The organism is Sutcliffiella horikoshii, from assembly GCF_020524325.1.
Classification (GTDB): domain Bacteria; phylum Bacillota; class Bacilli; order Bacillales; family Bacillaceae_I; genus Sutcliffiella_A; species Sutcliffiella_A horikoshii_D.
Map to the genome: position 1 here is coordinate 344,592 of NZ_JAIVKY010000008.1, position 21,778 is coordinate 366,369.

At 40.3% G+C, this 21,778-nt stretch carries 20 protein-coding genes; 12 read left to right on the forward strand and 8 right to left on the reverse strand.

Annotated elements, in window-relative coordinates:
• The first annotated feature begins 37 nt into the window (after positions 1–37).
• The 4 genes from mecA (at position 38) to pepF (ending at position 5,975) form a co-directional block, all read left to right on the forward strand.
• A complete protein-coding gene (gene mecA, locus LC091_RS14360; protein ID WP_226682700.1) occupies positions 38–730 on the forward strand; it encodes an adaptor protein MecA in 693 nt (230 codons plus the stop codon).
• A gap of 111 nt (positions 731–841) precedes the next feature.
• The gene (gene cls, locus LC091_RS14365; protein WP_226682701.1) at positions 842–2,359 is read left to right on the forward strand and encodes a cardiolipin synthase; all 1,518 of its coding nucleotides are present in this window, start codon (positions 842–844) and stop codon (positions 2,357–2,359) included.
• A 538-nt stretch (positions 2,360–2,897) separates the two neighbouring features.
• Complete coding sequence (locus LC091_RS14370) at positions 2,898–4,076, forward strand: competence protein CoiA (RefSeq protein WP_226682702.1); 1,179 nt, start codon at positions 2,898–2,900, stop codon at positions 4,074–4,076.
• 84 nt (positions 4,077–4,160) lie between these two features.
• A complete protein-coding gene (pepF, locus tag LC091_RS14375; protein WP_226682703.1) occupies positions 4,161–5,975 on the forward strand; it encodes an oligoendopeptidase F in 1,815 nt (604 codons plus the stop codon).
• A gap of 48 nt (positions 5,976–6,023) precedes the next feature.
• Here pepF and LC091_RS14380 read toward each other — a convergent pair whose 3' ends face one another.
• The 5 genes from LC091_RS14380 to LC091_RS14400 all read right to left on the reverse strand — a co-directional run bounded on the left by LC091_RS14380 (position 6,024) and on the right by LC091_RS14400 (position 9,638).
• A complete protein-coding gene (locus LC091_RS14380; RefSeq protein WP_226682704.1) occupies positions 6,024–6,200 on the reverse strand; it encodes a hypothetical protein in 177 nt (58 codons plus the stop codon).
• 554 nt (positions 6,201–6,754) lie between these two features.
• A complete protein-coding gene (locus LC091_RS14385) occupies positions 6,755–7,627 on the reverse strand; it encodes a ClpXP adapter SpxH family protein (RefSeq protein WP_226682705.1) in 873 nt (290 codons plus the stop codon).
• Positions 7,617–8,033, reverse strand: a complete 417-nt coding sequence (locus LC091_RS14390) for a globin domain-containing protein (RefSeq protein ID WP_226682706.1) — start codon at positions 8,031–8,033, stop codon at positions 7,617–7,619. The genes LC091_RS14385 and LC091_RS14390 overlap by 11 nt, the downstream gene beginning before the upstream one ends.
• A gap of 340 nt (positions 8,034–8,373) precedes the next feature.
• A complete protein-coding gene (locus LC091_RS14395) occupies positions 8,374–9,030 on the reverse strand; it encodes a lytic transglycosylase domain-containing protein (protein ID WP_264179327.1) in 657 nt (218 codons plus the stop codon).
• Positions 9,027–9,638, reverse strand: a complete 612-nt coding sequence (locus LC091_RS14400; protein ID WP_226682707.1) for a CYTH domain-containing protein — start codon at positions 9,636–9,638, stop codon at positions 9,027–9,029. Before LC091_RS14400 ends, LC091_RS14395 begins: the two co-directional genes overlap by 4 nt.
• A 185-nt stretch (positions 9,639–9,823) precedes the next feature.
• Here LC091_RS14400 and LC091_RS14405 point away from each other — a divergent pair, with 185 nt between their 5' ends.
• The 4 genes from LC091_RS14405 to LC091_RS14420 are packed head-to-tail and all read left to right on the forward strand — an operon-like array spanning position 9,824 to position 12,578.
• The gene (locus tag LC091_RS14405; protein WP_226682708.1) at positions 9,824–10,192 is read left to right on the forward strand and encodes a UPF0738 family protein; all 369 of its coding nucleotides are present in this window, start codon (positions 9,824–9,826) and stop codon (positions 10,190–10,192) included.
• Positions 10,193–10,207: 15 nt separating this feature from the next.
• Entirely contained in the window at positions 10,208–10,840 is a 633-nt protein-coding gene (locus tag LC091_RS14410) for a GTP pyrophosphokinase (RefSeq protein ID WP_148978613.1), read from the forward strand.
• Positions 10,841–10,856: 16 nt separating this feature from the next.
• Positions 10,857–11,654, forward strand: coding sequence for an NAD kinase (locus LC091_RS14415; RefSeq protein WP_226682709.1), 798 nt, complete (start codon positions 10,857–10,859; stop codon positions 11,652–11,654).
• A 15-nt stretch (positions 11,655–11,669) separates the two neighbouring features.
• Positions 11,670–12,578 carry an RluA family pseudouridine synthase gene (locus tag LC091_RS14420; protein WP_226682710.1) on the forward strand — a complete coding sequence of 303 codons (909 nt, stop codon included), beginning with the start codon at positions 11,670–11,672 and terminating at the stop codon, positions 12,576–12,578.
• 260 nt (positions 12,579–12,838) lie between these two features.
• On the opposite strand, the gene prpE is transcribed toward LC091_RS14420, so the two are convergent.
• Positions 12,839–13,579, reverse strand: a complete 741-nt coding sequence (prpE, locus tag LC091_RS14425; protein ID WP_226682711.1) for a bis(5'-nucleosyl)-tetraphosphatase PrpE — start codon at positions 13,577–13,579, stop codon at positions 12,839–12,841.
• Between the two features lie 218 nt (positions 13,580–13,797).
• Between prpE and LC091_RS14430 the strand changes: the two genes are divergently transcribed.
• From LC091_RS14430 to LC091_RS14445, 4 genes are all read left to right on the forward strand, one after another.
• The gene (locus LC091_RS14430) at positions 13,798–15,861 is read left to right on the forward strand and encodes a cation:proton antiporter domain-containing protein (RefSeq protein ID WP_226682712.1); all 2,064 of its coding nucleotides are present in this window, start codon (positions 13,798–13,800) and stop codon (positions 15,859–15,861) included.
• Positions 15,862–16,009: 148 nt separating this feature from the next.
• Positions 16,010–16,780 carry an enoyl-ACP reductase FabI gene (fabI, locus tag LC091_RS14435; RefSeq protein ID WP_226682713.1) on the forward strand — a complete coding sequence of 257 codons (771 nt, stop codon included), beginning with the start codon at positions 16,010–16,012 and terminating at the stop codon, positions 16,778–16,780.
• A 149-nt stretch (positions 16,781–16,929) separates the two neighbouring features.
• Positions 16,930–18,345, forward strand: a complete 1,416-nt coding sequence (locus tag LC091_RS14440; RefSeq protein WP_226682714.1) for an N-acetylmuramoyl-L-alanine amidase — start codon at positions 16,930–16,932, stop codon at positions 18,343–18,345.
• 371 nt (positions 18,346–18,716) lie between these two features.
• Positions 18,717–19,985 carry a glycosyltransferase family 2 protein gene (locus LC091_RS14445; protein WP_226682715.1) on the forward strand — a complete coding sequence of 423 codons (1,269 nt, stop codon included), beginning with the start codon at positions 18,717–18,719 and terminating at the stop codon, positions 19,983–19,985.
• 41 nt (positions 19,986–20,026) lie between these two features.
• Here the strand turns inward: LC091_RS14445 and rfbF are convergent, their stop codons facing one another.
• Together rfbF and LC091_RS14455 are read right to left on the reverse strand one after the other, a co-directional pair.
• Complete coding sequence (gene rfbF, locus LC091_RS14450; protein WP_226682716.1) at positions 20,027–20,797, reverse strand: glucose-1-phosphate cytidylyltransferase; 771 nt, start codon at positions 20,795–20,797, stop codon at positions 20,027–20,029.
• A 95-nt stretch (positions 20,798–20,892) separates the two neighbouring features.
• The gene (locus LC091_RS14455; RefSeq protein WP_226682717.1) at positions 20,893–21,762 is read right to left on the reverse strand and encodes a hypothetical protein; all 870 of its coding nucleotides are present in this window, start codon (positions 21,760–21,762) and stop codon (positions 20,893–20,895) included.
• Positions 21,763–21,778 lie beyond the last annotated feature (16 nt).

Consider the following 21,778-nt stretch of genomic DNA (forward strand, 5'->3'; position numbering starts at 1 on the left):
GCTTATCATTTACCGAATCAGAAGGGAGTTGTTAAGAATGGAAATAGAAAGAATTAATGATCATACCGTAAAGTTTTATATTTCATATGGTGATATAGAGGAACGTGGATTTGACCGCGAAGAAATCTGGTATAACCGCGAGCGTAGTGAAGAACTATTTTGGGAAATGATGGATGAAGCCCATGATGAAGAGGATTTCATGGTGGAAGGACCGCTGTGGATACAAGTTCAGGCCCTTGATAAGGGATTGGAGGTCATCGTTACCCGTGCTCAGTTATCTAAAGATGGAAAGAACTTCGAAGTACCGGTGTCAGAGGACAAGCGAATTGACATACCTGTTGATGAGCGGATAGAAGCGCTTTTAGATCAGCACTTTAATTCTCCAGCAAAAACAGATGAAGCAAAAGACGATAAACTGGATGAGGAAAAAGACCTTCTGCAATTTATGGTCCGGTTCAGAGATCTCGAGTATATAATTTCGGCGAGTCACCGACTGCAACACTTAGAAAATTTAAGCAACCATCTGTACTTTTACGAGAAAAACTACTATTTATATGTTGATTTCTCGAGTGAGCATTATACAGACGAAGAGATTGACAATGTGCTAAGCGTATTACTCGAGTATGGGGAAGAATCAGCCATCTCCATTCACCGTCTTCAAGAATATGGTTCGGAAGTTGCCAAGGACGATGCAATGAAGGAAATGACGAAACATTTTCCTCTAAAATAATGGAAGGCCGATTTCACAATGTTGAAATCGGTTTTTTCCGATTAAAATATCGATTATTACATATAGAAAGAATTGGCGAGTGCTCTTTAGGATAGAGGAGAAGTGAGTCTGTTGAAAAATACCATTCGGGTTATTGTATTTATACTTGTGATTGGTGCCGTTTTATTTGCGACCCAAGGACTTTGGGAAGGCTGGTTGCTAGGATCCATTTCAATATTTTTTACGATATCTGTCGTCTTTATCGCATTTTTAATTTCTCTTGAAAATAGACACCCGACTAGAACGCTCACCTGGCTGGTTGTCTTGGGAAGTTTTCCGGTACTCGGTTTTTTCTTTTATTTAATATTTGGCCGAAATGTAAGGAAGCGCAGGCTTTTTCAAAGAAAAGCCCTTCTGGACAAAGAAGTTCTGGAAGAAGTGGAAGGAACAAGAGAATACACGGAACAAGATATGCGACTCTTGGACGAAAGTAAAAAAGGAATCTTTCAACTCTCACAGAACATCGGAAGAAGTCCCATTTCTTTTGATACGCAAACGGTAGTGTTGACTAACGGAAATCAGACATTTACCAGGATTCTAGAAGAAATCAGCAAAGCAAAACACCATATTCATTTTGAATACTATATTGTAAGAGATGACGAGATAGGTTCTCAAATCAAAGATCTATTAATTGAAAAAGCTAAAAGCGGTGTACAGGTAAGATTTCTGTTTGATGCAGTGGGAAGTTTTCAATTAGGCAGTAAATACATAAAGGAGCTCCGAGCGGCTGGAGTGGAAATCGTCTCTTTCTCCCCTGTAAGGGTACCTGTGTTTAATAACAAGATTAACTTCCGTAATCACCGAAAGATCATTGTGGTGGATGGAGACGTAGGCTTTGTGGGCGGTCTGAATATTGGGGATGAGTACCTTGGACGCGATGAGTATTTCGGATTCTGGCGGGATACCCACCTTTATGTGAGAGGGGAAGCAGTTAGGACACTGCAGTTAATATTCTTGCAAGACTGGTATTATGCAACGGATGAATCTCTGCTTACCCCGAGCTATTTGACTCCTGCCTTGGCGAATGAAGACAGAAAAAAATATGGTGGAGTTCAAATGATTGCTGGAGGACCTGATCAGGAATGGGAGGTTATCAAAAGTTTATACTTTTCGATGATAACTTCTGCCCGTAAATCCATTTGGATCGCCTCGCCTTACTTTGTTCCTGATGATGATATTTTCACGGCATTGAAGGTGGCAGCGCTAAGTGGCCTGGATGTCCGGTTATTGGTCCCGAAACGACCTGATAAACGAATCGTTTACTATGCTTCTAGATCCTATTTTCCTGAAATGATGGATGCAGGGGTGAAGATTTTTCAATACGAAAAAGGCTTCCTGCACAGTAAAGTGGTGGTGGTCGATGAACAAGTTGCTTCTATCGGAACTGCAAACATGGATATGCGAAGCTTCCATCTCAATTTTGAAGTGAATGCGTTTCTTTACAATACCGAAAGTGTGCAGACTCTTGTAGATGATTATGAGCAAGATCTGCATGATGCGAAACCTATTGCAAAAGAGGCATTTGCCAACCGTCCTTTTTATCAAAAGGTATTTGAATCCTTAGCTAGGTTGGCGTCCCCATTACTGTAAAAGCCGGAGGATTTCTTTCCGGCTTTTTTTGATTGTAAGATTTTTTATAATACTGTTGATTTCCGTTCCAGGCGCTTCGCTTGCCTGCGGGCGGTCCGTGAGCCTCCTCGGCTTTGCAGCCTGCGGGGTCTCACCTGTCCCTTCCTCCCGCGGGCGTCTGCGCGCCTTCCACTACAATCAACAAGGTGATTTCATTCAATGACGGGTTTATGAATAGCAATCTAACTGTTTTAACGGAGTAAGCATTAACGTATCGTTTATGTGATACTCAGCTGAGGATTGGAGCAAATGGCGTAGACTCCAGCGGGGGAATAACGGTAGGTTGAGACCCCTGAAGCGTTGTGAGGAGGCTCAAGGCACCGTCCCGCGGAAAGCGAAGCCATTTGTGGAAATTAACAGCGGTGATTAACCAATTATCTAAAGTTTAAAGTTAAAAAGGAACGGGTAGTTATTTTTTTATTGTATTTATTGAAGGAATTTGTCAAAGTATGGCGAATGGTATAGTGGTGTAAAATTATTTAGCGAAAGGTGTGTTGGAATGTTTGTTGCTAAAAGAAAAGACGGATCTTTTTTCTCGTTACTGGATTGGAAGAGCCGAGAAGATGTGGAGCACCTGACAAAAGGGGAGCAGTTTTTCTGTCCAGCGTGTCATAGAACGCTCCAAATAAAACATGGACAGGTAAGAAAAGTACATTTTGCCCACATGAACGACTCCTGCAATGCTTCCTCAGAATCAGAAACCACCTACCACCTTGAAGGCAAAGCCAAGTTGTATGAAAGCCTTCTCCACTCTAATGATAAAATCACCCTGGAACATTATATCTCGACCACAAATCAAAGAGCGGATGTATACATGGAAGCAGAGAATCGAAAGTATGCCTTCGAATTTCAATGTTCCACCATATCCAAATCAGAGTTTAGTAAGAGGACCCAACTTTATGAACGCGCAAACATCAAGCCGATATGGATTCTTGGAAAAGAAAAACTAGGAAACATACAACCGCAAATGAAGTTTTCTCCTTTCCAATGGGAATTCCTACAAAGATTTACTCCACGAAGTCCGCCATACATCCTCAGTTTTTGTCCCAAAACTTCTTTATTTTATTACCTCTGCCCGTCATTTTCCATAAATACGTCTACCACCTATATTTCCATCATGGCAAGTAAGAGCTGGTTGGAGCAGCCTAACTTCCTAAACATCGATCATGACTCTTGGAAAGAGCATTTTCTTCACTATAAGAAAAAATGGCGATATAGTTATTCCCTCTATAAACCGCACAATTATTTAAGAAAATATTGTTACTCTAAAATGCAGATTCCTCTTTCGTTGTTTCCAGCAGAAATCGGTCTCCCTGTTCCTTCTTTTTATAGACTGCATACACCTGTCATTGAATGGCAGGCATGGCTCTACTTCGATTCTATATACCACACTCCCTTACATTCCATTATTCACGTTCCAACCGTTTTGCAAAATTTTAAAAGGCGGTTTAAAAGTTCGCACATAATATTAAGAGAGTTGCCACTTGTTAAGACGGGGTCTTATGAAGATGCCGTAGTGGAATATTTAGACGCTCTCGTTTCTATTGGGGCATTAAAGCGGGAAACGCCAGTAGTTTATCGGAAAATAAAAAAGGAACTGCCTTATTTGTCCATGGAGGAGGCATGCAAGCAGGACCGCATCATCTTGGAATACTTGTTGCATATAAAACAATCTTAAGATTAATAAAACAAAAAAGGGAATAATAAGCACGTGTCGAATAGTTAAAAGGATGCACTTTTTATTTTTAAAGGAGGTTTAACGATGGCGGAACAAACTGCTGTTAAGAAATTACAAGAACGTAAAGACATTTCCGTAGAAGATACATGGAGATTAGAGGATATTTTCTCAAGTGATGAGGCATGGGAAAAAGAGTTTCAAGAAGTTAAAGGAATGATCGGCAAGATAAAGGATTACGAGGGGAAATTATCAGAATCTGCTGATGCATTATTTGAAGCATTGCAGTACCAGGATTCCATCTCAGGTCGATTAGGGAAGCTATATACATATGCACATATGCGTTACGATCAAGATACTACCAACTCCTTCTACCAAGGATTAAACGACCGTGCAACCAACCTTTATACACAAGTGGCAAGCGCGCTTTCTTTTGTGGTGCCAGAAATTTTGACGATGAAAGAAGAAGACATTGCCAAATTCCTGCAAGAAAATAAAGAACTTGCCTTATACGAACACTCTTTAGATGAAATTAATCGCCAACGTCCGCATGTGCTGTCTGCGAAAGAGGAAGCATTATTAGCAGAAGCTTCTGAAGTGCTATCCGCTTCTTCCAACACGTTTGGAATGCTAAACAATGCAGACATTACTTTCCCATCTGTAAAAGATGAAAACGGGGAAGAAATTGAAATCACACATGGCCGATACATTCGCTTTCTAGAAAGCGAAGATCAAGAAGTGAGAAAAAATGCATTTAAAGCTGTGTATGAAACATACGGAAGCTATCGCAACACATTCTCCAGCACATTAGGTGGTGCGGTGAAAAAGGACAACTTCCAAGCGAAAGTCCGTAATTATGATTCTGCACGTCAAGCTGCACTAAGCAACAACAATATCCCTGAAACTGTTTACGATAACCTGGTGAACACAATTAATAAAAACTTGCACCTATTGCACCGTTATGTGGATCTTCGCAAAAAAGTGCTTGGTGTTGAAGAGCTGCATATGTATGATCTGTACACTCCTCTAATTAAAGAAGCGAACATGAAGGTTTCTTATGAGGAAGCAAAAGATTACTTGCTTAAAGGCCTTGCTCCACTAGGTCAGGAGTACCTGGATATTGTTAAAGAAGGTTTTGATAATAGATGGGTAGACGTTCAAGAGAACAAAGGGAAGCGATCTGGAGCTTATTCTTCTGGAACTTACGGCACAAACCCTTATATCTTAATGAACTGGCAGGATAACGTGAATAACCTGTTCACGCTTGCTCATGAATTTGGCCATTCCGTACACAGTTACTATACAAGAAAAACGCAGCCATATCCGTATGGAAACTACTCCATCTTTGTGGCAGAAGTAGCATCGACATGCAACGAAGCATTACTAAATGATTATCTATTAAAAACAGTGGACGATGACAAAAAGCGTCTGTACTTGTTAAATCACTATTTAGAAGGCTTCCGGGGCACAGTATTCCGTCAAACGATGTTTGCTGAATTTGAGCACAAGATTCATGAGCTTGCTCAAAATGGTGAGGCATTGACTGCTGACCTTCTAACAGAAACATACTATGAACTGAACAAGAAATACTTTGGTGAAAACATCACGATTGATGAGGAAATCGGTTTAGAGTGGGCGAGAATCCCTCACTTCTACTATAATTACTATGTATATCAATATGCGACAGGCTACAGTGCAGCAACTGCTCTAAGCAAGCAGATCCTTGAAGAAGGACAGCCTGCTGTTGACCGTTATCTTGAATTCTTGAAAGCGGGTAGCTCCGATTATCCAATCGAAGTGTTGAAAAAGGCTGGAGTCGATATGACACAATCCAACCCGATTGAAGAAGCTTGTAAGGTATTTGAAGAGAAGTTGAAAGAAATGGAAGAGTTGCTTTCCTAATATTTTGAAGAGGGACCACCTTGTGATGAGGTGGTTTTTTTTGAGGGGTTATTTAAATCCTTTAAATCGTCGCTGATTATTCAGTAGTGCGATCAGCAGGAATATAGAAAAGAATAGTACGGGAGAGGTTAAATAGATCGGGTACAGCTTCATAAGTCCAAGGACATTAATAAATAAGCTGAACAGGATAAACGCGATGCAGAATATGAATGTGATTTTTGACATGGAGGCTGCTCCTTTCAAATAGACTTGTACCTCTACTAGCTATATGTACGTAAAAGGGGAAGAATCCATTACAAAAAAAATCGTTTGTGACAAAGTTGTGAAATAGAGGTCTAACCTCTTGTCAAAAGCCGCTGGCATCTGATATATTTATAACTGTGAAACGATTCACAAACAAACATATACCCCTTTGTTTGACCGTGAAAAATTTCTCCCATCCCCTTTGTTGTCTTTAATGACAATAGATTAGCCCTGGTCCCGTTGACCGGGGCTTTTCCTATTTGTAAAACAACTTAGTCTCAAACTGGCGCAGCCGGAATAATGTAGTCCCCAAATTGCGAATCGGGCGATAATTAGACTATTACGGGCGATTTTTTGAAATTACGGGCGATTTTCAATAGCTTTCGGGCGAAAATAAAAAATACGGGCTATTCGCTAAAATCTAAAATTAAAGACAACTTTTTCGACCTTAATAGCTTAAGAAGTTGCTCCAAAAATAAAAACCGGAGAGGCAAACATCATTAGTTTGTCTTTCCGGTTTTTTAATTCTTTCTAAATCAATTCGCAATATATCTCCAAAACGTCCCATGCTTCACGGGAACCTTCTCTACACGCTGTGCCAGCTGAAGCTTCTTCAACTCATGCTCCACTTCCACAATCGGCAAATTATAGACAACGGATATTTCCTTTGTAGCCACAAACGAAAACTGCGACAAGAAGTCCTCTAAAGGCGGCAACATCTTAGGAAATGGCTGTTCCCCCAGCATGTCTTGCAAAATGTGCACATACACTTCATAGGAGTGATAGCCGGAAACCTTGATGCCTTCTTCTTCAATATTTTCGTTAAAGAATACAAGAGTAGGGATCTCGGATACGTCCATTTCATTAGTGATTTTGAAATCACAATTCAACGCTTTGGATGCACAATCCCCGTTCATATCCTTTTCGAACTCTTCCATGTCGAGTCCAACCGACTCTGCACATTCCATCAAAACAGGTAGTTCTGAGATATTCTGTTTCTCTAGGAACAGTACCTCTTGTAGCTTTCTCAGATACTTGATTCCTGCCTTACGTCCTTGAAGCTCGGCTGCTTTAATTGCAATGGATGCAACATAGGGAGATTCAATCGGATTCTCAAGCCACAAGGAACCATCACAGGACATGCCGGAGCGGGTTGCCGTGCGTTCCCACACTTGTGCCATCGAGGCAGCATAATGTTTTTTGGCAAGATTGAGGGATGTCAATTGCCCTGTGACAATATGCTTGATGGTAAAGTACTGTCCGTACTGCACATATAACTTCTTTAGCATCGGTTCCAATGCCCAGCATTCCGGGCAGAGTGGGTCGATAAAGAAGTAAATTTCTATTGGTTTATTGGTAGTATGCTGTATGTTTTGTAAATAAAATAATTTCTTATCATTACAGGTCACATGAATCTTCCTTTTCTTCAGGTTTGTCTGGGGTATTGATCATATGTTGAGCCGTTAGTACTAAACGCTGAAAAAATTCTTTTCGATATGAACCCTCAAGTCCCACTTCTTCCATTGCCTCTTCCATACATGCAAGCCATGCTTTCGCACGCTTTGGGGTAATTTCAAAAGGCATATGGCGTGCACGTAACATCGGGTGCCCGTGCTCACTTGTATACAGAGGTGGTCCTCCTAAATATTGGGTAAGAAATTGCTTTTGCTTCCTTGCTGTTTCCGTCAAATCATTCGGGAAAATAGGAGCTAAACTGGGATGGCGACCTACACGATCGTAAAATGCGTCTACAAGTTCGTCAATAACTTGCTCTCCGCCAACAGTTTCAAAAGGTGATTGTATGTTATCCATCATTTTTAACTCCTTATATCTAAAGTAACGATTGTATGTATATTTTAGCAATGTGGTTATTATATCTCAAACAATTCGATTCCACCCTTGCAAAAAATAGGGAAAAAAGGGAGAGGATTGGTTAAACAACGCTGTTGATTTCCGCAAATGGCTTCGCTTTCCGCGGGACGGTGCTTGAGCCTCCTCACTTCGTTGCGGGGTCTCAATCTACCGTTACTTCCCCGCAGGAGTCTTCGCGTTTTGCTCCAATCAACAGCTATAGACTACGCTTCATTTTCATAGGCAAAATAAAAACACCGCGCGTGAGATTTTCAAAAGCATGCGCGGTGTTTTTTAATGAAATTTAAGCCTGATAGTTCCCAGTAACCTTGCGGACGTAGTTCATGGTTTCTTTGAAGGGAGGGATTCCGTTGTATTTGTCTACGTTTCCTGGGCCGGCATTGTAGGCGGCCAGGGCTAGTGTTAGGTTGCCATCATACTTGTCTAGCATCTGACGGAGGTATTTTGTACCACCCATAATATTTTGCCTCGGATCCATCGCATTCGTGACGCCGAGTCCTTTTGCCGTTAGAGGCATAAGTTGCATCAAACCTGCTGCTCCTGCATGGCTAACCGCCGATGGATTGAAGCTTGATTCTTGTTGAATGATTGCTTTAATTAATTTCGGGTCTACTCCATATTTTATAGAAGCTTCCTCGATAATATCTTCATAATCTGATTTTCTAGCCACACTCATATTTTCCCTAACTGAGCCAGTAGCATGAAGAGGAGCTGTATTTTTACCAATTTCCGCTTCCAACAAGCTTGCATTCATGGAAAGCATTGCGGAATTCAATGGATGAGAAAATGAATGCTGACCAGAGAGCGAGGAATTAACAGTGTCAGTAGTCATCATTCCCGCCAACACAGTAGAGAATGAACTTGAGTTATTGTGTTTCTTGTTTTCTAATCCTTGTAAAGCTTGAAGTTGCATCATAGACCTTAGCTGTTCTACGTTCATTTTTGGTCCCCTTCTCCTGTAAGTGAACAGGCTTTTGCCTCGTAAAATCTTACAATTTTATTTTTCGTTTCCCGAAGAGGGATTCCGTATGCTTCCAGCAGTTCGTGGAACAGTTTTTCGCCTTGTGCATAATTGTTTACTTCATATTCTAGCTCAAAGTCGCTAGTATCCATGTAATTGCTTTCATCCAATACTAACAATCCGTCTTTGTAAGAAAGCTCGGCGCGGTTTGTTTTTAACGAACCAAAGTAGATTACTTCAGATGGGGTGATACTAAGCTCGTCGTTTAAAATATTGGCGATAATACCATTTATTAATCCAGTCTTTGCGTTTTTCATAGCTACAAATTCATCTTCTGTCACAACCTGGTGTGTTTCTAGAAGCCCTTCTTTAGCAGGTTGTTTTAAGGTGAGCGTAAATGTGTCTCCTTTTTTTCGAACGCGAAGAGCACAGCCTTTTTCCTTCAGTGCAAACCCAGGCGTGTCAAAATAATGGTTTTCCTGCGTGAAAAAATCATCTGATTTTACTTTAAATGCCGAACAGAGAGACGTAAATTCATCAAAGGTCAATAAATTTTTAAATTCAATTTCGATTTCTTGGTTAGTCATAGTTTTACCTCTCCTAATTGATATACTTCTATTATTACTTGCTTTCGGAGGGAAGGCAATGTTTAAGTGCATTCTTCTAGGAATCATGAAACACAATTTTTTGGTAAAAAGTTAGGTTTCCATTTCGTTGCAGGAAGGGAATTATGATAATATATGAGTAGGATTTAGGTTGGAAGGAGATTATTATGCAAAAAAGAATTGAAATCAAGAAAACAACATGGAATGAACAACAACTTTTGCTAGAGGCGGATTCTGTTTCTTTTCCGCTTGATCAGGTGTCTGCGAGCAATCAAATGCTGGTGGATTCAGACAATCTCGCATTTATTTATAAACTGGAGACCGCGACTGAATTTATCTATGTAAGCATCAAGGATGATTTCTGGAATGATGTAAAACAGGCATTGCAAGATAAAAAAGCAATTGTACTTGTAGTGGACAAGACGGCATTATTGCTGACAAACATAGAAGAAGAAATAGGGTATTTAATAGAAAACATTAGAGACAACGCCAATTACGGTGAAGAGATGGAGAGAAGAGTAAACGAGATTTTTTAAGGGGTTTGGCCAATTATGATACAACACTGGGATTTGTTTTTAGCGCCTTATAAACAGGCAATAGATGAAATGAAAGTGAAATTAAAGGGGATGCGCGGGCAATTTAAGATGCAATCGGAGCACTCTCCTATCGAATTTGTTACGGGAAGGGTCAAGCCGATCGCAAGTATTTTGGATAAAGCGACACGCAAAGGGATTTCCCTTGAAAAGCTGGAAGATGAAATGCAGGACATTGCAGGTGTCCGCATGATGTGTCAGTTTGTGGATGATATACATAGAGTGGTGGAAATTCTCCGGATTCGCAATGACTTTGAAATTGTCGAAGAACGAGATTATATTTCCTCACGAAAAAACAGCGGGTATCGTTCCTATCATGTGGTCGTCCGTTATCCCGTACAAACGATTGAAGGCGAAAAGAAAATCCTTGTAGAGATTCAGATCAGGACACTTGCCATGAATTTCTGGGCAACTATCGAGCACTCGCTGAACTACAAATATAGCGGCCAATTTCCGCAAGATATAAAAGAAAGACTTGTGCGTGCAGCAGAAGCGGCATATCTTCTTGACGCGGAAATGTCGCAAATTCGAGGAGAAATCCAAGAAGCACAAGCGATCTTCTCTCGTAAAAAAGAGCTGGATTCGGACTAACTAAAGGGGTGGGATTATGAAATTTGCCATAACCTCCAAAGGGGACTCGGTGTCTAACACATTGATGCACAAGATGAGGACCTACTTGCAGGATTTTGATTTGACGTATGATGAAGATCAACCTGATTTGGTTGTTTCTGTCGGGGGTGATGGGACACTTCTTTACGCGTTCCATCGCTACCGCAGCCGCCTTGATAAGACTGCATTCATCGGAGTCCATACCGGTCACTTAGGATTTTACGCCGATTGGGTGCCGGAAGAAATTGAGAAACTGGTCATTGCGATTGCCAAGACTCCATATCAAATAGTGGAATATCCTTTATTGGAAGTGATCATCCGCTATCTTGATGGAGGTAGAGAAGCACGTTACTTAGCATTAAATGAATGTACGGTGAAAAGTGTAGAAGGTACATTGGTGATGGATGTGGAGATTAAGGGGCAATTATTCGAAACATTCCGCGGTGACGGCTTGTGCATTTCCACTCCTTCTGGAAGCACCGCCTACAATAAAGCATTGGGAGGAGCGATTTTGCATCCATCCCTACCTGCTATTCAGCTAGCAGAGATGGCTTCCATTAATAACAGGGTGTTCCGTACCATCGGGTCACCACTTGTGTTACCGCAGCATCACACCTGTCTGTTAAAGCCAGTAAATGATGTCGATTATCAAATTACCATCGACCATTTGACGTTGCTACATAAAGATGTAAAGTCTATTCAATCTCGTGTGGCAAAAGAGAAAATTCGCTTTGCACGCTTCCGTCCTTTCCCTTTCTGGAAACGGGTTAGCGATTCATTTATTACGGATAAATAAGAGGACTGGTTTTGTATGGAACAATTTTGTCTTAGCTTTCAAGTAGGTCAGCAGGATGAGAACAAGCTTCTTAGGGACTTTTTAAAAGAAAAACAAATTTCCAAAGGAGCATTGATCGATATAAAATTCAACGGTGGGGCGCTGCATGTAAATGGCAGCGCCGTTACTGTGCGATACGTTCTGCACAAAGGCGATACGGTTGAAGTGTTTTTTCCAAAAGAAGAGCCGAGTGAAGACCTTATAGCAGAAGCCATCCCTTTAGATATCGTATTTGAGGATGAGTATGTACTAGTGGTGAACAAGCCTGCTGGGATGGCATCAATCCCTTCACGAGAGCATCGCCATGGTACACTGGCCAATGCAGTGCTTGGCTACTATCAGTTAAAGGAAATCTGCGCAACGATCCATATTGTAACTCGATTGGATCGAGATACATCAGGATTGATGCTCATTGCCAAGCACCGTCATGCGCATCATCTTTTTTCGTTACAACAGAAGGAGTTCGGCGTGAAGAGGCGGTATGAGGCGTTGGTGCACGGGGAGTTGACAGGTGAGGCAAGCTCTGCTGGCGGTAAGGTGGATGCACCGATAGGTCGGAAGGATTCGAGTATCATTGAGCGCGAAGTCCGTGATGACGGACAGCGTGCGGTTACTCATTATGAGGTGCTTCGTATTGGATCAGATTGGAGTCATGTAACGTTGCGCTTGGAGACTGGGCGCACCCATCAAATCCGCGTGCATATGGCTTATATAGGCCATCCGCTGCTGGGAGATAGTTTATACGGAGGTTCTGATGTTGCTGGAATGTCACGCCAGGCGTTGCATAGCTGTGAGTTAAGTTTCTTTCATCCGGTGAAAGAGCGGGAAATGACGTTTCGATGCTCGTTGCCGAAGGATATGAAAAAAGTATTGGGGGAGAGCTGACGTTCCAGAGGGATGTCAGTTTTCTTTTTTTGGCTGGCTCGCTGTCCGGCGAGAAGGAGAGGGCAACGTGGTGCTGGTGGAAATTAGGAATCGCCCGAAAAGTTCTGATTTTCGACAGATGGAGTAAAACACTACTTTTGGGGGCTAACCGAGGTGGCGGATTACCATCGTTGCTGTCTCATTTCCTCCGCCCCGGCGTTCAGCCCGCAACAGTTCCAGCAAAAATCAACCGCCGATCCATCCGCCATCAGATGGCTCCCTCAATCCCACAACTCCCGAAATTTCTCCTTCACAAACGGCATTCCCGATTCTACAGAAACTGTCACCATTTCAGGATAACGCAATGCAGAAAGCTTCCCGCCAAAGACTGAACCTGTATCTATATTCGCGGTGTTATTAACAATTCTCACTTCTCGAACTGGCGTATGGCCATAGACAATCCAAGCGTCGCCATCATATTCCTGAGCCCAGTCACGGCGGACAGGCATGCCGTTCTCGTGAGACTCGCCTGTAATATCGCCGTACAGGACAAATGTTTTTACTTTCTTACCCTGCTGGCCTATGTATTCTTTCTTAATGCCGGCATGCGCTATAACTAGCTTGCCTTCATCCAACACCTGATAGAGTGGCGAATCCTCGTACAGTTTAATAAACATCTGCCGGAAACGTTCCTGCCCAGCGCCAGAAAGCGCCTCAAATTCCGCAACGGTCGTCTCCAATCCATGCGTATGCTGAACTTTGTTACCTAAAAGAAAACGATACAACTTGTTGCAATGATTTCCCGGTACATAGTAGCCAAGTCCCGCTTCGACCAAAGCAAAAACAATTTTCACTACACCGATGGAGTCAGGCCCACGGTCAGTAAGATCCCCAACAAAAGCAAGTTTTCTTCCCTCAGTATGTTTATATAGACCATTGACCTCCGAGTAGCCCAATTCTGTTAGAAGAGACTTAAACTCCTCTATGCACCCATGAATATCACCAATGACATCTATTTTCATATATCTAAAACACTCCTTTTATATACATATCTATCCCAGTTTCTCCATACAAATGAGTGAGAAAAAAGGAAAAAGTTCATACTATTGTTAATATCTTCATTCTACCATTATTGTAAATTTTACATTAAGAATTTATCGGATTGCTGTATTAGCACAGTGAAAACGTGATATAATTTTTGCTTATTACCTACAAAAAAGAACTGATCGGGGAAGATAGCATGTTTGAATTACCAATAAAGGAACCGGTGTTAATATTTACAATAGCCATGATCATCTTTTTCATTTTTCCCTATTTCATGAAATTGTTGCGTATACCGGGTTTGATTGGGCCAATTTTGGCGGGTGTCATTATTGGACCTAACGGGTTGGCAATATTAGAGAGAAGCTCAACGATTGAACTTTTAGGAACAGTAGGTTTGCTTTTCATTATGTTCATTGCTGGACTTGAAATGGATTTGGATGGTTTTAAAAAATACCGGAACCGCAGCATCGTATATGGGATGCTTTCATTCTGGATTCCGTTAGTGGTTGGGACAGTCATCAGCCTGCTGCTTGGATACACTGTGGCAGCAGCTATCTTAATTGGGTCCATACTCGGATCCCATACACTCTTAGGTTATCCGATTGCCAGCCGTCTAGGAATTGGGAAAAGTAAAGCTATCACCACCGCAGTTGGCGGCAGTATTTTAACGGATACATTTGCCTTATTGGTGCTGGCAGTCATCACAGGTGCAGCAGCGGGCGAACTAGATATTTATTTTGGTGTAAAATTGACTTTCTCCTTGATTGTTTTTGTTGCAATTATATTCTTGGGGACGCCTTACCTTTCAAGGTGGTTTTTCCGAAACATTGCGACTGAGGGAACAGGTGAGTTTATTTATGTCATGGTCATGCTTTTCACAGCAGGATCCTTGGCGCTTATTGCAGGTCTGCAGCCGATTATCGGTGCATTTTTAGTGGGGCTTGCCCTCAACCGTTTCATCTTTGACCAAGGACCACTGATGAACAGAATTCGATTTACAGCAAACAGCATTTTCATTCCGTTTTTCTTGTTATCGGTCGGAATGTTGATGGATTTAAGTGTACTTTTCGGCAATGCTAAAGCTTGGGTGTTAACGATTGCTATCGTGCTTGGGCTACTGTTTAGTAAGTATATTGCGGCGGCGCTAACGAGTAAATTTTACAAATATACTAAAGATGAAAAAATGGTCATATTCGGACTTACGACTCCTCAGGCAGCTGCAACGCTTGCAGCCACACTTGTCGGATTTAATGTCGGACTGTTGGACCAGGCGACCGTCAATGGTGTCATCATCATGATTTTGATTACATGTATTGTTGGTCCATATTTGGTTGAAAAATATGGACGCAAACTCGCACTCGAAGAAGAAATGATGCCTGTTCAAAAAGGGGACGTACTAGAGCGAATCTTGATTCCGATTGCCAACCCAAATACGATGGAGTCCTTGATGGATCTTGCTTTTGTCATCCGACAATCTAATTCTGTCGAGCATCCGTTATATGCGCTAAGTGTAGTGCAGCGGGACATGTGGGGTGCAGATGGAGATGTTGCAAAAGCGGAGAAAATGCTTGGTCAAGCGGTTTCTTATTCCAGTGGAGCGGATGTGCCTATCCGCGTGACGACAAGGGTAGATCGAAACATTGCAATCGGTATTAACCGCGCCATCGCCGAAGAACGGATTACCACCCTTGTTGCAGGCTGGAACGGAGAACGTACGGCCCCTCAGAAAATTTTTGGTGGTGTCATTGACCAGGTCCTGGATCAGACAAATGTTTCAGTGTTGATTTCTAAGCTTGGCCACCCGTTGAATACGACGAAGCGGATTGTGTTGATTCTTCCAAAAGGGATTGACCATAAACCGGGGTATTGGGATGCATTAGCCACAATAAAATTAATTGCCAGCAATCTTGGTGCAACCATTCAATGTTATGTGATTAAGGGATTCCCAGATGTTTATAAAGCGCATATGCGCGAAATCAAACCAAATCCGCCTACGATTGTGGAATGGGTGGAAGGTTGGACGGCGCTCTATGAAAACAAATTGCCGACCCTGCAGCCAGATGACCTAGTAGTTGTTTTGAGCGCTAGAAGAGGGACGACCGGCTGGCATCCGCAATTGGAAAAGATCCCTGGTAAACTTGCAAAAATTAACCCTGAAAGCTTTATCATTTTCTATCCACGTGAGGAAAAAGAAGATACGCGTGGAACGCGCGGAACGGAAATACCTAAAGAAGTACTGCTTGGCAGGGATTATGATTGATTTGTTTTATTTCTATAGAAAGCAGTACAGGGGGAAGATACCTGTGCTGCTTTTTCTTTTAAAAAGAATAAGTTCGCATTTCATTAACTATATGCTATAATTATGACTAGGTACTAATAACTTATATAAATAGGAGGATATATATCCAATGAACTTATCCTTAGATGGTCGTACATATGTAGTAATGGGAGTAGCAAATAAAAGAAGTATCGCATGGGGTATCGCACGTTCTCTGCATGACGCAGGTGCGCGCCTTGTGTTCACATACGCTGGTGAGCGCTTAGAAAAGAGCGTAAGAGAACTTGCAGATTCTCTAGAGAGAAACGACTCGATCGTTCTTCCATGTGACGTAACAAAAGACGAAGAAGTGCACACGTGCTTCCAACAGATTAAAGAAGATGTTGGCACTATTCATGGTGTAGCGCACTGTATCGCTTTCGCCAACAAAGAAGAGCTGCAAGGCGATTACATGAATACAACTAGAGACGGATTCTTACTTGCGCACAATATCAGCTCGTACTCTTTAACTGCTGTGGCTAAAGAAGCGAAAGAAATCATGACAGATGGCGGAAGCATCGTAACATTAACATACCTTGGCGGCGAAAAAGTGGTTCCTAATTACAACGTCATGGGTGTGGCAAAAGCGAGTCTTGATGCAAGCGTGAAGTACCTTGCCAATGACCTTGGTAAAGTGGGAATCCGCGTGAACTCCATTTCCGCGGGTCCAATCCGTACGCTTTCTGCCAAAGGTGTAAGTGATTTTAACTCCATTCTAAAAGAAATCGAAGAAACTGCTCCACTACGCAGAGTGACAACTCAAGAAGAAGTCGGGGACACAGCGTTGTTCTTATTCAGTAACTTGTCCCGCGGGATTACAGGGGAAAATATTCACGTGGATTCCGGGTATCACATCTTATAATAAATACTAACTTAAACCATTCTGGACTATTTAAGCCTGGGATGGTTTTTTCTAATCTCTATTTTAAAATTGGCTCTCGCCCCTCCTCATGCACCTATACCACCTTTACTACTCTAGCATATTTTATAGTATAAGGAGGGGATCATCAGATGAAATTGATTGTATTAGACCCTGGTCATGGTGGACAGGACCCGGGGGCTGTGTTTCAAAGGCTTCAGGAAAAAGTAGAGAATTTAGATATTGCAAAACGTGTGAGAACCTATTTGGAAAAAGAATATGAAGTGAAGGTAATGATGACAAGAGAGGGAGACACTACGGTTAGTCTTGAGGCTAGGTCAAATCTCGCAAATTCTGTTGGGGCGGACTATTTCTGTTCTATTCACCATAATGCTGGTGGGGGAACAGGCTTTGAAAGCTTTCGTTTTAATGGCAGTAATGACTTTTCTAGTCAAGCAATGACTCTTCAAGAAATCGTTCATAGGGAAGTCATTAATGTAGTCACAGGTAAATACAATAGAAGAGATAGAGGAATCAAAGCGGCGAACTTTCATATATTAAGAGAAACGTCGATGCCATCTGTTCTGTTGGAAATCCTGTTTCTTGATGACACCGAAGATCGAATGCTTATCCAGAATGAATCTTTTAAAGAGGATGTTTCGACTGCGATTGGGGAAGGTCTTGCCAAAGCTTTGGCCCTGCCAAGGAAGGTGACTACGAATTTGTATAAAGTAATTGCGGGTTCATTTTTGGGAAGGAAAAATGCGGACACCAGGCTAAAATTCCTTCAGGAAAAGGGCATTACAGCATTCATTGCAACTACGACCTTAAACGGTGCACCTTATTACCGTGTTCAAGTAGGTGCATTTAATGACAGGGAAAACGCCGAAGAGATAGTGGGCCAAATGAAGATCTTAGGAATTGAAGCATTCATACTAGTAGAAACTACTATGACTCCACAACCCACACCTCCAACACCACCTACACCGCCTGCTCCACCAAACACTCCAATGCCGAAGGGTCTATCCATTGAAGGCACTTCCGTTTTAAAAGCTGAAGAACTTGATGCCTTCGTCAAAACGATTAACCCGAATGCACCTTTGCTTGGTGAATATTATATAGAGCTTGGAGAAGCTTATAATGTCAGAGGGGATGTCGCATTTGCACAGGCCATCCACGAAACAAACTATTTTCGTTTTACAGGAACGGTAAAGCCAGGTCAAAATAACTATGCAGGCATCGGTGCGACAGGTGGAGAGGTGAGAGGTGCCACTTTTGCAACACCGGAAGAAGGTGTTCTTGCTCATATTCAGCACCTTTACGCATATGCCAATCGTAAACCGCTTCCGACAACTTACTCAAAAGTAGATCCCCGATTTGACCTTGTTACAAGAGGGATTGCCCCTGGATGGATCAATTTAAATGGACGCTGGGCAGTACCGGGAACACAATACGGACAGCTAATTTTGAAAATATATGAAAAAATGCTTGAAGAAACGATTACGGTAAAACAGGTTGAGCTGGAGAAGATGAGGGATGTGCTGGTAGAGGTTAGAAACAAGCACTAAATCACTCTACTAGTTAAGACGTTCTCTCATAAAAAATTCTTAAGCAACATTTTGACCGCTGCCATTTAATATGACAGCGGTCAAAATGTTGCGCCTTAATTTATCTTTCCTTATTTCTTCGTCTTTTCCCCATTTAGAAAAAGAAACAAGCATACTGCATATATATTAAAAACGATAAGGTTGAGGAGTTAAAAAGAATAAAATAACGTGCGGAGAGCATGGCTGAGTCGTAATTATGTCTTCCTTTCCCATAGCTTCATGGCACTAAAACAATATTACCCTCAATACAAGTAGTTTAAAGTCTATCATATATTGGAACGGGCACTGCATCTTGTTTTCGAAAAATGAAAAAAAGAAGGTGATTCTTCAAAATGAATTACACGATTATAGAACATGAAGAATTTAAAGAATATAAGTCTTTGAAAAATGAACACGAATTGAAAATAGAAGTCAGTATTATTATTCCATCTTATAACAAATTCCCACAAAATTTATTAACCTTATATTCATTAGAAATTCAAGATTTTGATTTTAATAGGATGGAAGTATTGTTTATAGATGATTGCTCTACCGACGAGACCCAGTCGACATTAAATAGTTTTAATCCGGATTTTCCATTTCGTTATTTAAGATGTAAAAAAAATGTAGGTAGAGCAAAAGCAAGAAATCTTGGTATAAATGAATCAAAAGGAGATCTACTCATTTTTTTGGATGCAGAAATGCTTGTACGGCCCGATTTTGTGAAACAACATTATCTGCAACATTTCAATAGTTGTACCCTTCAAGTAATAACGGGTGCTTTATTCTTTGAAGGAATATATTCTTGTCTCTATCCATCCTTTACAGTTGACCAAAAGATGCAAATATCAAAGAAAATCATTAAAAAAAATGAGCTCGATAGAAGAACCAAAAGTATACTATATCATTTCATTAGTGATCAAGATATTACGGATTATATTGTACTTCTTAGCAAAAAAGATATCATGAGACAAAAATACAAAGGTTTAACATTTACAATGCACTCTTTTGGTACGGATCTCATAGAAAATTTTGGAGATGATTTAAAAAGTTTTATGTTTCCATGGATGTTATTTCTGACAGGTAATCTTTCTTTAAAGAAGGAATTACTTTTGAATGTAGGTTTATTTGATGAGAGTTTTAAATTTTGGGGATATGAGGACTGGGAACTTGGATATAGGTTAAGTAAATATGGGGCAAAATTTAAAAGTAGTAAACTGTTAATGGGTTATCACCAAGAGCACCCAGTTACTCTGAATAAAGCATTTGAGGCAGCTATTAATCTTAAGTTATTTTTAAAAAAATACAATTATGAAATTGATTTATTAATATTAATTCTCCAATTAACGGGTTTTGCAACATTCGTAGAGATTAGCAAGTGTTTAAAAGATTTTAAAAGACTGCCTGTAAATAAATATAATAATATAAAACATCTGTTTCGAGAGGTGTTATTAGAGTTAGTTCGACAATTCGAAATGGAACCAACACAAGATACAAAGAGCTTTAAAGATAAGTTAGGATTTAGTTTTAAGGAAGTGGAAATTGTTGAATTGGTAGAACTTAAAGAAACGGAACAATATGATACATTAATAAATTTAATTGAGGGAATTATTCAGGACTAATTACCGGACTGGGTAATTAGTCCTGGGATATTAATGGGGTATTACCATAATTTCCAATCCGCTTTTCCGGTATCCCACATTTTATTCAGTGTTTTCTTATCTTTTAGGGTGTCCATTGGATGCCAAAACCCAGCATGTTTAAATGCCATCAGTTCTGCCTCTTTAGTTAATTGTTCTAATGGTTCCTTTTCCAGGACGGTATTGTCGTCTTTTAGGTAATTAAAAATCTTTGAGCTAAATACAAAATAACCTCCGTTTATCCACCCAGTAGCTCCTTTAGGCTTTTCTATAAAACTTTTAATAGAACTGGTGGAATCAAGCAACAGAGTACCGAATCTGCCTTCTGGTTGGACTGCTGTTAATGTGCCGATCTTTTTATGCTTCTTATGAAAATCAACTAGTTCATTTATATTCACGTTACTTAATCCGTCTCCATAAGTTAACATAAATGTTTCTTCGTTGATGTAAGGTTGTATTCTTTTCAATCTTCCCCCAGTTAGCGTATCTTGCCCTGTGTGTATTAATTTTACTTTCCATTTTTCCTCTGGCTGACTTAAGATTGTCACCTCATTACAGTTAAGATCAACTTGTAAATTAGATTCCCTTATAAAGTAATTGACGAAATAATCTGAAATCATATTCCCTTTATAACCTAAACAGATAATAAATTCGTTATATCCATAATAAGAGTAAAGTTTCATTATATGCCATAATATTGGTCTCCCGCCTATTTCAACCAAAGGCTTAGGTTTATTTTCTGTTTCTTCGCTAAGTCTTGTTCCATAACCTCCAGCAAATATCACTACTTTCAATGTAATACCATCACCTTTCAAAGATTTAAACTATATTCTACAAACATAATATTTGTAAAAATTTTATATCTTACCTTGCTTTGGGAACATATCTATTAATCATAACTCCACGGTATTTTCTCATACACATATTGGCCATTTTCAACCAAATCATTTATATACTCATTAAAAATCCTTGAAAGAATTATTTTATTATTCCCAAGTGAATTAATTGTAGAGGCTAGCCGTTTAGTGTGAGAAAAATGGAAACATCTTAATGGTAGTTTATTTACAATTAGCTGTCCTCCACTTTTTTCAATTTTCCTTTCATATAAATTCCAAAAAGCAACGTTATAACCAGGATGTTTTAGTATATATATATCGAAGAAACACGGTGCAGCGTCTACCCACTTCTGATCTACAAATAATCCTCTTTCTAAATCTTCAAAACAATATTTATCAAGTCTTTTTGTAATCCAGTTTATATATCTCTTGCTTTCATCTGAACGGGTAAAAGCAAAAAAACCGAGATTATACGTTCCATAAGTTAAGTGATGTATTTCAAATTGGTCAATCAAATCTAAAGGGCATGGGGTTAATAGATGAGGTGTCAATATCATATGATGTGTATCTAATAGCTCATTAACTTCATCTAATGCACTAAATATTTTCATATCGGGATCTAAATATATAAATTTGGAGTGGTTGGGAAATGAATTAATCAAATAGTTGAAAAAGTGGCCTCTTACTGAGATTGCACCCTCATAGCGGTTATACTTTTTAATATTGTTATCGACATCAGGATTTCCTAATTGGTTAGCCAAAATTATTTGATCAAAAGATTCGCATTGGTAGGCTAACTCATGTACATATGTTTCTACTAAGCAAATGATAAATATCGATTCGGGATGAAATTGTTTAACAGATTTAGCTAAATTTATCGCTAAATGTAAATGGTCTGTGCATGAAACAGTACCAAATATCACTATTAATCACTCCTTT